The organism is Stenotrophomonas sp. PE591, assembly GCF_018320795.1.
Lineage (GTDB): Bacteria > Pseudomonadota > Gammaproteobacteria > Xanthomonadales > Xanthomonadaceae > Stenotrophomonas > Stenotrophomonas maltophilia.
On sequence record NZ_JAAOKO010000008.1, the window covers coordinates 132941 to 144859 of the forward strand.

Annotated in this window: 8 protein-coding genes; all 8 read left to right on the plus strand. The window is 68.0% G+C overall.

Annotation, left to right across the window (positions count from 1 at the left end; translation table 11 throughout):
* The first annotated feature begins 10 nt into the window (after positions 1 to 10).
* The 8 genes from JLDANKMP_RS17420 (at position 11) to JLDANKMP_RS17455 (ending at position 11860) form a co-directional block, all read left to right on the plus strand.
* Positions 11 to 994: a LysR family transcriptional regulator gene (locus JLDANKMP_RS17420; protein ID WP_005410828.1), complete on the plus strand. Its 984-nt coding sequence runs from the start codon at positions 11 to 13 to the stop codon at positions 992 to 994.
* Between the two features lie 598 nt (positions 995 to 1592).
* A complete protein-coding gene (locus JLDANKMP_RS17425; RefSeq protein WP_212561734.1) occupies positions 1593 to 2024 on the plus strand; it encodes a DUF2946 domain-containing protein in 432 nt (143 codons plus the stop codon).
* A 71-nt stretch (positions 2025 to 2095) separates the two neighbouring features.
* A complete protein-coding gene (locus tag JLDANKMP_RS17430) occupies positions 2096 to 4159 on the plus strand; it encodes a TonB-dependent copper receptor (protein ID WP_212561735.1) in 2064 nt (687 codons plus the stop codon).
* A 274-nt stretch (positions 4160 to 4433) separates the two neighbouring features.
* Complete coding sequence (locus JLDANKMP_RS17435; protein WP_005414323.1) at positions 4434 to 5540, plus strand: efflux RND transporter periplasmic adaptor subunit; 1107 nt, start codon at positions 4434 to 4436, stop codon at positions 5538 to 5540.
* The gene (locus JLDANKMP_RS17440) at positions 5537 to 8662 is read left to right on the plus strand and encodes an efflux RND transporter permease subunit (RefSeq protein WP_212561736.1); all 3126 of its coding nucleotides are present in this window, start codon (positions 5537 to 5539) and stop codon (positions 8660 to 8662) included. Before JLDANKMP_RS17435 ends, JLDANKMP_RS17440 begins: the two co-directional genes overlap by 4 nt.
* Positions 8655 to 9251 carry a GNAT family protein gene (locus tag JLDANKMP_RS17445; protein ID WP_212561737.1) on the plus strand — a complete coding sequence of 199 codons (597 nt, stop codon included), beginning with the start codon at positions 8655 to 8657 and terminating at the stop codon, positions 9249 to 9251. The genes JLDANKMP_RS17440 and JLDANKMP_RS17445 overlap by 8 nt, the downstream gene beginning before the upstream one ends.
* 262 nt (positions 9252 to 9513) lie before the next feature.
* Positions 9514 to 11034: an alanine/glycine:cation symporter family protein gene (locus JLDANKMP_RS17450; protein WP_212561738.1), complete on the plus strand. Its 1521-nt coding sequence runs from the start codon at positions 9514 to 9516 to the stop codon at positions 11032 to 11034.
* Positions 11027 to 11860 (plus strand): TrmH family RNA methyltransferase, encoded by an 834-nt coding sequence (locus JLDANKMP_RS17455; protein ID WP_212561739.1) that lies wholly within the window; start codon positions 11027 to 11029, stop codon positions 11858 to 11860. Before JLDANKMP_RS17450 ends, JLDANKMP_RS17455 begins: the two co-directional genes overlap by 8 nt.
* The last annotated feature ends 59 nt before the right edge of the window (positions 11861 to 11919 follow it).

Below are 11919 nucleotides of genomic sequence, written 5' to 3' on the forward strand. Positions count from 1 at the left end.
CCCGCCTCCCATGACGCTGACCCAGCTGCGCTACCTGGTCGCCATCGCCGACGCCGAGCTGAACATCACGCTGGCCGCCTCGCGCGTGCACGCCACCCAGCCCGGCCTGTCCAAGCAGCTCAAGCAGCTGGAAGACGAGCTCGGCTTCTTGTTGTTCGTGCGCAAGGGCCGCAGCCTGGAGTCGGTCACCCCGGCCGGCACCGAGGTCATCGCCCGCGCCCGCGCGGTGCTGGCCGAGGCCAACAACATCCGCACCTACGCGGCCAACCAGCGCCGCGAGAGCCAGGGCCAGCTGATCCTGACCACCACCCACACGCAGGCGCGCTTCGTCCTGCCGCCGGCGGTGGCAGCGATCAAGCAGGCCTATCCCCAGGTGAGCGTGCACCTGCAGCAGGCCGGTGAAACCGACGCGCTGGACCGCTTGAATCAGGGTGACGCGGATATCGCGATCATCAGCACCGCCGGCAGTGAGCCCACCGATGGCATCGCGGTGCCGCTGTTCCGCTGGCGACGCCTGGTGGTGGTACCCAAGGGGCACCCGCTGGACCGCGCCGGCCGCGCGCCGGACCTGGCCGCGTTGGCCCGGCAGCCGCTGATCAGCTACGAATCCTCGACCCGCCCGAATTCCTCGTTGCAGCGCGCCTTCGCTGCAAACGGCCTGGCGCCGGACCTGGCGCTGACCGCGCTCGATGCGGACCTGATCAAGACCTATGTGCGTACCGGTCTGGGCGTAGGCCTGCTGGCCGAGATGGCGGTCAGTTCCAGCGACGAAGACCTGCGCTCGTGGCCGGCGCCGGACCCGATCAGCGAGTGCATTGCCTGGGCGGTGTTGCCGCGCGACCGGGTGCTGCGCGATTACGCGCTGGAGCTGGTGCACGTGCTGGCACCGCAGATTGATCCGCGCGATCTGCGCAGGGTGCTGGATGGCAACCAGGCCGCCGCGTGGCCGGTGCCCCCGACGTGGGAGTCACTGACCCAGACCATCACGGTGTGAGGGGTTGGTCGAGCAGGGCTTGCAGCCCTGCACCTGCTGCGGACAAAGGCAACAGCAACAGCAGAAGCGGCATTCCGTGGGTTGGCGGGGCGGTGTCGGAGTGCGGGGACGCTGCAAGTACGTCCCTGTAAGCTTGGCAGCCGCATCCATGCGGCTGACACCCCGCACTCCGACACCGCCCCACCTCTGACAGATTCCGGCGGCTGTTGGTAGGTGTCGACCTTGGTCGACACGATAGATCCACGCCATGCGTGGATGCTTTTCGATTCCAGTTCGAAATATTCGATTCCGATTGAGATTCATCCACGCATGGCGTGGATCTACAGCAGATCGCGAGAATCTGTCGAAGGCGGGGTGGGTCCGGTTGCGGGGGCGTGAGCCGCATGGATGCGGCGACCGAGCTTACATGGACGTACTTGCAGCGTCTCCCGCAACCGGACCCACCCCGCCTACCCACAGGAAGCCCGCTTTTGCTTCGGCTGTTGCTGTTGCTGTTGCTCCAGCTCGCAGCGGGTGCAGGGCGCAGCCCTGCCGATAAACCCCCTCCTGCGACGGTTCGTCGCACGGGTAACCCTGGACCCGCCTCTACACTAGCGGGGTGACCCGCCTGTCCCGCCCGCAGCGTCTTCTGCTCCAGCTCGCCGTCCTGGCGACGCTGCTGATGGTGCTTGCGCCGCTGGTCAGCCGCGCGCTGCAGGTGCCGCCGATGGACCACACCGCAATGGCGGGCATGGACCACGCCGCCATGGGTCACGACATGCATGACATGGCCATGGCCGGGCACGATCAGCACGGCGCCGCGCCGGCAGCGCCTGACCGCCCGGCCGATCCCCACGCCATGCATGGCGAGGCCTGCGAATACTGTGTACTGGCCATGCGCCTGCTGCCATGGTTGGCGGTGCTGGTGCTGCTGTTGCCGTTGCTGTGGCGGCCGCGCCTGGTGTTCCCGTGGTCGCAACAGGTGCTGCCCGTACCGCACTGGCCCGCACATGCCGCACGTGGGCCACCGCGCGTCTCCATCGTCCGCTGATATCCCCGTGAATCTGCCGCACGACGCCTGACCGGGCGCCGTGCGCGCGTGCGTACCTTGGAGCTGTTCCGATGAAAATGACTTCCCGCCCCGCGGGCGCCTGCGCGCGCCTGCCGGTTGCCCTTGGCCTGGCCGTGGCCGCGTCACTGGCCCACGCTGCGCCCGCCGACGAGGCGCGCACCCTCGACACGATGGTGGTCACCGCCGCCGCACCGTCCTCGCCGCTGCACTGGGTGACCGATCCGCGCCTGCCGCGGCAGCCGGTGCCGGCCAGTGATGGTGCCGATTACCTGAAAACCGTTCCCGGCTTCTCTGCCATCCGCAATGGCGGCACCAACGGCGACCCGGTGCTGCGCGGCATGTTCGGTTCGCGCCTGAACATCCTCAGCAACGACGGCAACCTGATCGGTGCCTGCCCGTCGCGCATGGACAATCCGCTCTCCTACATCGCGCCGGAAAGCTTCGACCGGTTGACCATCATCAAGGGCCCGCAGAGCGTGCGCTGGGGCGCAGGTGCCTCGGCCGGTACCGTGCGCTTCGAGCGCGACACGCCGCGCTTCGATGAACCCGGCCTGCGTGCCGATGCCAGTGCGCTGGTCGGTTCGCGCAACCGCAATGACCAGGTGCTGGACCTGACCCTGGGCAATCCGACCGGCTATGTACGCGCCAGCGGCAACCGCTCCGAGGCCGATGACTACAAGGATGGCCACGGTGACGTGGTGCCGTCGAAGTGGCGCAAGTGGAACGGTGACGTGGCCATCGGCTGGACGCCGGATGCCGACACGCTGCTGGAGATTTCCGCCGGTGCCGGCGATGCCATCGCGCGTTACGCCGGGCGCGGCATGGACGGTGCCGCGTTCGAACGCACCAGCTATGCCGCGCGCTTCGAGAAGCGCAATCTGCCCGGTGCGTGGGACACGTTGCAGACCAACGTGTACTACAACGAGGCCGACCATGTGATGGACAACTACACGCTGCGCACGCCGAACCCGCACAGCATGATGCCGATGCCGATGGCGTCGAACGTGGATCGCCGTACCCAGGGCGGCCGGGTCAGTTCCGATTGGCGCTGGCAGGACGTGCAACTGGTGGCGGGTGTGGACGGCGAAGACAGCCGCCATCGTGGCCGCATGGGCATGGGCCGCGACACCTACCGCCAGGCCGCCTGGGAGACCGATGCCAAGTTCCGCCGCTACGGCGTGTTCACCGAGTTGACCCTGGGCGCCGGCACCGATCAGCGCTGGATCAGCGGCCTGCGCATCGATCGCGCCAGCGTGCGCGACGAGCGGCAGTCGCTCCGCGGAATGATGGGCGACATGCCCAATCCGACTGCGGGCCAGCGTCGCAAGGAATGGCTCGGCAGTGGCTTCCTGCGCTACGAGCAGGACCTGGCCGACGGCCTGACCTGGTACGCCGGGCTCGGCCACAGTGAACGCATGCCCGACTACTGGGAGCTGTTCTCGCCCAACCATGGCCCGGCCGGCGCAGTGAACGCGTTCACCGGCGTGCAGCCCGAACGCACCACCCAGCTCGACGTCGGCCTGCAGTACAAGGGACCGCGCGTGCAGGCGTGGGTTTCGGCGTACGCCGGGCAGATCCAGGACTACATCCTGTTCACGTACCAGGGCAGCGGCATGATGGGCATGAGCCAGGCCGGCAATGTCGACGCGCGCATCGCCGGTGCCGAGGCGGGCCTGGAAGTGAGCCTGGCCGGGCAGTGGAAGCTGGGCGGCACGCTGGCCTATGCCTGGGGCGAGAACCGCGACCAGCAGCGTCCGCTGCCGCAGATGCCACCACTGGAAGCACGCCTGAGCGCGAACTGGGAAGGCCAGCGCTGGAGTGCCGGGGCACTGCTGCGTGCGGTGACCCACCAGCACCGCGTGGCCGAGGGCCAGGGCAACGTGGTCGCACAGGACCTCGGGCCGAGTGCAGGTTTCGCCACGTTCGCGCTCAACGCCGCGTACCGTTTCAGTTCGCAGCTGCAGCTCAGCGCGGGCGTCGACAACCTGTTCGACCGCGCCTACAGCGAGCACCTGAACCTGGCCGGCAGTGCCGACTTCGGCTTCCCGGCCGACCCGGTGCGCATCAACGAGCCCGGGCGCAGCCTGTGGATGAAGGTGAACTACCGGTACTGATCCGCCGGGTGAAAAAAAACCGGGGCCGGATCCCCGCCAGGATCCGTCCCCGCCCGACGCCCTCTGTCGGGCAGCTTCGACTCTACGATGGCAACGCCCGTGGTGCACGGCTGGATACAACCCGACACACGCCGACACCGCCAAGGGCAGCCTTGCACGGAACGGGTTCAAGGCGCTATCACGGCTTCGGTTCCACGATGGTAAACGCTTGGCACATACCGCTTTTGCGGGGCCTTGCCTACACTCGGCGGCCGTGGATCAATCAGGACCATTCATGTTGGCTCGTATCGCTTCGACCCTGGCCCTTGGCCTCAGCCTGGCCGTGTTGGCCGGGTGCGCAGGCAAACAGGAGGCCGCCGCGCGTCGGCAGGGCGAAGCAGTGCCGGTCACGGCGCAGGTGGTGCAGCCCACGCAGTGGAACGACACCCTGCAGGCGCTGGGCACGGCCAAGGCGCGCGAGTCGATCAGCGTCACCGCCAAGGTCAGCGAAATCGTCGAGAAGGTGCATTTCGAAAGCGGCCAGCACATCGCCGCCGGCGCACCGATCGTGACGCTGCGCGGACAGGCCCAGGAAGCGGCGCTGGTGCAGGCGCAGGCCACCTTCCACGAGGCCGACCAGTTGTACAAGCGCCAGCGCGAGCTGGCCTCCCAGCGGCTGGTGTCCAGCGCCACGCTGGATACGCAGAAGTCGATCCGTGATGCCGCCGAGGCGCGCGTGATGCAGATGCAGGCCGACATCGGTGATCGCCGTGTGCGCGCACCGTTCGCCGGCGTGCTCGGCATCCGCCAGGTCAGCCCGGGCTCGCTGGTGACCCCGACCACGGTCATCGCCACGCTCGACGACATCGAGCACATGCACATCGATTTCCAGGTGCCGGAAGTGGAACTGGCCGCCCTGGGCGTCGGTGACAAGGTCAGCGCCACCAGCGTGGCGTGGCCGGGCCGCACCTTCGAGGGCGTGGTCAGTACCATCGACGCACGCATCGACCCGGCGACCCGTGCGGTGACCGTGCGCGGCGATTTCGCCAACAGCGACCATGCGCTGCGCCCGGGCATGCTGCTGGACGTGCGCCTGTTCCGCCCCGAGCGCCCGGCGCTGGTGGTGCCGGAAATCGCCGTGGTGCAGGTGGGCCGCGACACGTTCGTGTACCGCATCAAGAGCGACGACAGCGTCGAGCGCGTGGACGTGGTGACCGGTGCGCGCCGCGCCGGCGTGGTTGAGATCAAGCAGGGCCTGGAAGCCGGCCAGCGCATCGTGGTCGATGGCACCGGCAAGCTGCGCCCGGGCCTGAAGGTCGCGGCCAAGGATGCGGCGCCGGCCAGCGGTGCCAAGCCGGCGGATGCACCGGTGCCGGTCGCGGCCGAGGGCCACGGCGGATGAAGCTGTCCGACATCTCCATCCAGCGGCCGGTGTTCGCCGTGGTGATGAGCCTGTTGCTGCTGGTGCTGGGCGTGATGTCCTTCACCCGCCTGACCCTGCGCGAACTGCCCGCCATCGATCCGCCGATCGTGTCGGTGTCGGTGGACTACACCGGCGCCTCGGCGGCGGTCATCGAAAGCCGCATCACCCAGGTGCTGGAAGATGCGCTGGCCGGCATCGAAGGCATCGATACGATCAATGCGCGCAGCACCAACGGCCGCTCGCAGGTCAGCATCGAGTTCACCTCCAACCGCGATATCGAAGCGGCGGCCAATGACGTGCGCGATGCGGTCAGCCGCGTCGCCGACCGCATGCCCGAAGAAGCGCGTCCGCCGGAAATCGCCAAGGTCGAGAGCGATGCCGACCCGATCATCTGGTTCAACATGGTGTCCTCGACCATGGACACGCTGGAGCTGAGCGACTACGCCGACCGCTACGTGGTCGATCGTTTCTCCAGCCTCGATGGCGTGGCCCAGGTCCGCATCGGTGGCCGCCAGCGCTATGCGATGCGCATCTGGCTGGACCGTGACCAGCTGGCCGCGCGCGGGCTGACCACTGGCGATGTGGAAACCGCACTGCGCAACGAGAACGTGGAATTGCCGGCCGGCCGCATCGAGTCGACCGACCGTGACTTCACCCTGCGCGTGGAGCGCAACTACATCAAGCCGGAAGACTTTGCGACCATCCCGCTGGGCAAGGGCCGCGACGGCTACGTGGTGCGCATGGGCGACGTGGCGAAGATCGAACTGGCTTCGGCCGAGCGTCGCGCGTACTACCGCAGCAACGGCGAGCCGGGCATCGGCCTGGGCATCGTCAAGACCTCCACCGCCAACTCGCTGGACGTGGCGCGCACCGCGCGCGCTGAAGCCGAGCGGGTGGCACTGACCCTGCCCAAGGGCACGCAGATCTTCGTCGCCTTCGACAACACCACCTTCATCGAAGCCGCAGTTGACCGCGTCTATGCCACGCTGGTGGAAGCGATGATCCTGGTGCTGGCGGTGATCTGGCTGTTCCTCGGCAGTTTCCGCGCCGCGTTGATCCCGGCGGTAACGGTGCCGGTCTGCCTGGTCGCGGCGTTCATCGCGCTGTATGCGTTCGATTTCTCGATCAACCTGCTGACCCTGCTGGCCCTAGTGCTGTGCATCGGCCTGGTGGTGGACGATGCGATCGTGGTGGTGGAAAACGTGCAGCGCCGCATCGACCTGGGCGAGCCCCCGCTGGTGGCCTCCAAGCGCGGTACCACGCAGGTCGCCTTCGCGGTGATCGCCACCACCGCGGTGCTGGTGGCGGTGTTCCTGCCGGTCGGTTTCCTGGAAGGCAATACCGGCCGCCTGTTCCGCGAACTGGCGGTGGCGCTGGCGGCGGCGGTTGCGTTGTCCGCGTTCGTGGCGCTGACGCTGACGCCGATGATGGCCTCCAAACTGCTCAAGCCGCACAGCGGGCAGGCACCGCGCGGCCTGCATGGCTTCGTCAACCGCAACCTGGAGCGCCTGGCCTCCGGCTATGGTCGCGTGCTCGACCATCACGTGGACCGCACCTGGATCTACCTGCTGGTGATGGTGGCCGCGCTGGCCGCCAGCTGGGGCCTGCTGAAACTGCTGCCGTCGGAGCTGGCGCCGGCCGAAGACCGCGGTTCGTTCCAGATCATGATCGACGGCCCGGAAGGCGCCGGCTACGACTACACCGTGCAGCAGGTACAGCAGGTGGAAGCGCTGCTGGCCCCGCACGTGGGCGCCGACAAGCCGATCGTGCGTGCCAACCCCCGCGTGCCCGGCGGCTTCGGTGCCAGCGAGGAAATGCACACCGGCCGCGTCAGCATCTTCCTGCAGCCGTGGCGCCAGCGCAGCGAGGCCACGCCGGACGTGGCCAACGCACTGCAGAAGGAGCTGGACACCATCCGCGGCGTGCGCGTGCGTACGCAGGTGGGCGGCGGGCTGGTGCGCAGTGGTGGCCAGCCATTCCAGATCGTGCTGGGCGGCCCGGAATACGCCGAGATCGCGCAGTGGCGTGACCGCATCCTGCTGCGCATGGCCGACAATCCGGGCCTGGTCGGCCCGGATTCGGACTACAAGGAAACCCGGCCGCAGATGCGGGTGAACATCGACCGCCAGCGTGCGGCGGATCTCGGCGTGCCGGTCACCGCGATCGGTTCGGCACTGGAAACCATGATGGGCTCGCGCCGCGTCACCACCTTCGTCGACAACGGCGAGGAGTACGACGTGCTGGTGCAGGCCGGTCGCGATGGCCGTGCCAGCCCGGCCGATCTGGCCGCGATCCGTGTGCGTGCCACCTCCGGCGAACTGGTGCCGCTGTCCAACCTGGTCACGCTCAGCGAAGTGGCCGAGGCGGGCACGCTGAACCGCTTCAACCGCCTGCGCTCGATCACCATCACCGCCGGCCTGGCACCGGGCTATCCGCTGGGCGAGGCCATCGCCTGGGCGCAGAACGTGGCCCGCGAGGAACTGCCGCAGTACGCGCAGGTGAACTGGAAGGGCGAATCGCGCGAGTACCAGAGTGCGGGTGGCGCGGTGCTGCTGACCTTCGCCATGGCCCTGCTGGTGGTTTACCTGGTGCTGGCCGCGCAGTTCGAGAGCTTCATCCACCCGCTCACCATCATGCTGACCGTGCCGCTGGGCGTGCTCGGTGCCTTGGTCGGGTTATGGGTGAGCGGCGGCACGGTGAACCTGTTCAGCCAGATCGGCATCGTCATGCTGGTCGGCCTGGCAGCGAAGAACGGCATCCTCATCGTCGAATTCGCCAACCAGCTGCGCGACGACGGAAGAACCGTGCGCGAGGCGATCATCGAATCGGCGATGGTGCGCCTGCGCCCGATCCTGATGACCTCGATCGCCACCGTGGTCGGCGCGATTCCACTGGTGGTGGCCGGTGGCCCCGGCTCGGCCAGCCGTGGCACGATCGGCATCGTGATCATCTTCGGCGTGACTCTTTCGACGTTCCTGTCGCTGTTCGTGGTGCCGGCGTTCTACGCGCGGCTGGCCCCGTACACCCGCTCGCCGGAAGCGGTGAAGCGCGAGCTGGAGAAGCAGGAAGCCGAATCGCCCTCGGTGGGCGGGCATGCCTGACCGGCAGGCCGACGGGGTCGGACCAGGGGTCGGATCCCTTTCCGGAACGGAAAGGGCTCTGACCCCGCCACTACAGGGAGAAGGTTTCCGCCTGCGCCCCTGGCGCCCGGATGATCTGGAATCCCTGCTGCGCCACGCCAACGACGCCGAGGTGTCGCGCGGCCTGCGTGATCGCTTCCCGTACCCGTACACGCGCGAGGATGGCGAGGCCTTCCTCGCCGGCCGCGTGCTGGCCCCCGGAACCCTGAACCTGGCCATCGAGATCGACGGCCAGGCCTGCGGCAGCGTCGGTGCCCAGCAGGGCGTGGCCGAGCGTGGGCATACCGCCGAACTGGGTTACTGGCTCGGCCAGGCCTACTGGGGCCAAGGCGTGATGACCCGCGTGGTTGGCCTGTTCGCACCGTGGGTGATGGACGAACTACGCCTGTTCAGGCTGCAGGCCACCGTGGTCGACTTCAACCTCGGCTCGGCCCGTGTACTGGAGAAGAACGGCTTCCAGGAAGAGGGCGTGGAGCGCTGTGCGGTCTACAAGCGCGGCGTCCTGCACGACCTGCGCCGCTTCGCCCGGGTGCGCACCCAGCTGCCCTGAGCAGCCGGGGAAGGGGAGGGGTAGAGTCGACTGTCAGTCGACTATCGCGCGCAGCGCGGGCTCTTCTGCGACCAGGGCCAACGGCAGTGGACCAACAGTCGACTCTACCGGGCATCATGGCGTCAGCGCAGCCATCCCACCCACCCATCCCGCAGCCCCCATTGATCCGGCGCTACCGCAGCGGCCTTCGATCAGGGAGAATCGACCGGTCCCTTCCAGCCGACGGGACGTCCTTACAACCCGCCGACTGGAGAGAGCGCGCGTGGAAGCAACCGTACATTTCATCAACAGCATCATCTGGAGCAAGGCACTGATCTTCGTGTGCCTGGGCGCCGGCCTGTTCTTCAGCCTGCGCACGCGCTTCATGCAGATCCGCGGCTTCGTCGAGATGTGCCGCCTCACCGTCAGGGGTGAGAAATCCGACGCCGGCGTGTCCTCGTTCCAGGCCCTGGCCATGTCGATGGCCGGCCGCATGGGCATCGGCAACATCGCCGGCGTGGCCACCGCCATCGCCTTCGGCGGCCCCGGCGCCATCTTCTGGATGTGGGTGATGGGCTTCCTCGGCGCGTCCACCTCGTACGTGGAATGCACCCTGGCGCAGATCTACAAGACCAAGGACGCCGAAGGCCGTTACCGCGGTGGCCCGGCGTACTACATCGAAAAGGCCATGGGCCTGAAGTGGTACGCGCTGGCCTTCGCCATCGCCACGATCATCGCCGCCGGTTTCCTGATGCCCGGTGTGCAGGCCAACGCCATCGCCGACAGCATCATCAACGCCTGCCGCGGCACTGCGCTGTGCGGTCCGCTCGATGGCCAGGCCTTCGGCATGGAATCGGTGCAGGCGCTGAAGCTGGGCATCGGCATCGTGGTCGCGTTGCTGCTGGGCGTGGTGATCTTCGGTGGCGTCAAGCGCATCGCCAACTTCGCCGAGGTGGTGGTGCCGTTCATGGCGGCGGCCTTCATCCTGACCGCCATCGTCATCATGATCATCAACTACGACCGCGTGCCGGAGATGTTCAACATCATCTTCAGCAGCGCCTTCGGCACCCACGCCGCGTTCGGCGCGATGATGGGCCTGGCAGTGGAGTGGGGCATCAAGCGCGGTATCTACGCCAACGAAGCCGGCCAGGGTTCGGGCCCGCATGCAGCGGCCGCCTCGGAAGTCTCGCACCCGGCCAAGCAGGGCTACGTGCAGGCCTTCGCCATCTACTTCGACACCATGATGGTGTGCACCGCCACCGCCTTCCTGATCCTGGCCAGCGGCACCTACAACGTCTACTCGCCCGCAGGTGCCAGCGCCCCGCCGATCTTCCAGGGCCTGGCCGGCATTCCCGAAGGCGCCGGTTACGCCCAGGCCGGCGTGGAAGCCGTGCTGCCGGGCTGGGGTTCGGCGTTCGTGTCCATCGCCATCTTCTTCTTCGCCTTCACCACCATCATGGCGTACTACTACATGGCCGAGACCAACCTCAGCTATGTGAACCACAACAGGAAGCGCCCGCTGACCGTGCTGGTGCTGCGCCTGGGCATCATCGGCATGGTGGTGTTCGGCGCGTTCCATAATGCGACCCTGGCCTGGGCGCTGGGTGACATCGGCGTCGGCCTGATGGCCTGGCTGAACATCATTGCCATCCTCATCATCCAGAAGCCGGCCATGCTCGCCCTGCGTGATTACGAACGACAGAAGAAGCTCGGCCTCGATCCAATCTTCGACCCCGATGCCCTGGGCATCAAGAACGCCGATTTCTGGCGTCAACGCAAGCTGGAGTTGTCCCGTAGTGAATGATCCCTGGAAGAATGCCCGCCGCCCGTCGTCGCGACCGCCGCGGGCCACCCCGTTGCCACCGCGTGAGGGCGGCACCCCGCCGCCGCCGGGGCGCGGCAACGACGAACTGCGCCTGTATGGCTGGAACGCCGTGCAGGCGCTGTTCGCCAATCGCCCGCAGGCGCTGCGCAAGCTGTACCTGGTGGACGCGCTGATTCCGCGCATGCAGCCGGTGCTGAAGTGGTGCGTGGCCAACCGCGTGGGCTATCGCGTCGTCGAGGAAGGCGATCTCAACAAGCTGGCTGCCACGACCCATCACGAGGGCCTGGTGGCCGACGTGCTGCGTGCGCCGGTCGTGCCGCTGGCGCAGTGGCTGGCCGATCTGGAGCAGGGCCCGGTGCTGGCGTTGTGGCTGGATGGTGTCGGCAACCCGCACAACTTCGGCGCGATCCTGCGCTCGGCCGCGCATTTCGGCGTCAAGGCGCTGCTGCTGCCGGCCGGCAGTACGCTGGCGCTGTCCGGTGCTGCCGCACGCGTGGCCGAAGGCGGGGCGGAGTCGGTGCCGCTGGTGCAGCTGCCGGAGACTGCAGAGGCGATGGCGCAGCTGCGTGCGGCCGGCTTCGGGCTGGCGGCGACCCTCGTTGAGGGTGGCGACGACGTGTTCCGTGCGTCGCTGCCGGAGCGGCTGGTGTACGTGATGGGCGCCGAAGGCGAGGGCATGGACCGCGGCCTGGCCAGCGAATGCGACATGCGGGTCTCGATTCCCGGCAGTGGCGCAGTGGAGAGCCTGAACGTGGCCTCGGCCACGGCCGTGCTGCTGGCGCAGTGGGCAAGTCGCCGCGGGTGATCCCGTATCCGGGCTCGCATGATCGGGGTCGGATCCCTCGCCGCAGGCGAGGGCTCTGA

Bases quoted from the DNA above. Each gene is read 5' to 3' on its own strand.
- JLDANKMP_RS17440 (WP_212561736.1), top strand. From the start codon at position 5,537: ATGAAGCTGTCCGACATCTCCATCCAGCGGCCGGTGTTCGCCGTGGTG.
- JLDANKMP_RS17430 (WP_212561735.1), top strand. From the start codon at position 2,096: ATGAAAATGACTTCCCGCCCCGCGGGCGCCTGCGCGCGCCTGCCGGTT.
- JLDANKMP_RS17420 (WP_005410828.1), top strand. From the start codon at position 11: ATGACGCTGACCCAGCTGCGCTACCTGGTCGCCATCGCCGACGCCGAG.
- JLDANKMP_RS17435 (WP_005414323.1), top strand. From the start codon at position 4,434: ATGTTGGCTCGTATCGCTTCGACCCTGGCCCTTGGCCTCAGCCTGGCC.
- JLDANKMP_RS17445 (WP_212561737.1), top strand. From the start codon at position 8,655: ATGCCTGACCGGCAGGCCGACGGGGTCGGACCAGGGGTCGGATCCCTT.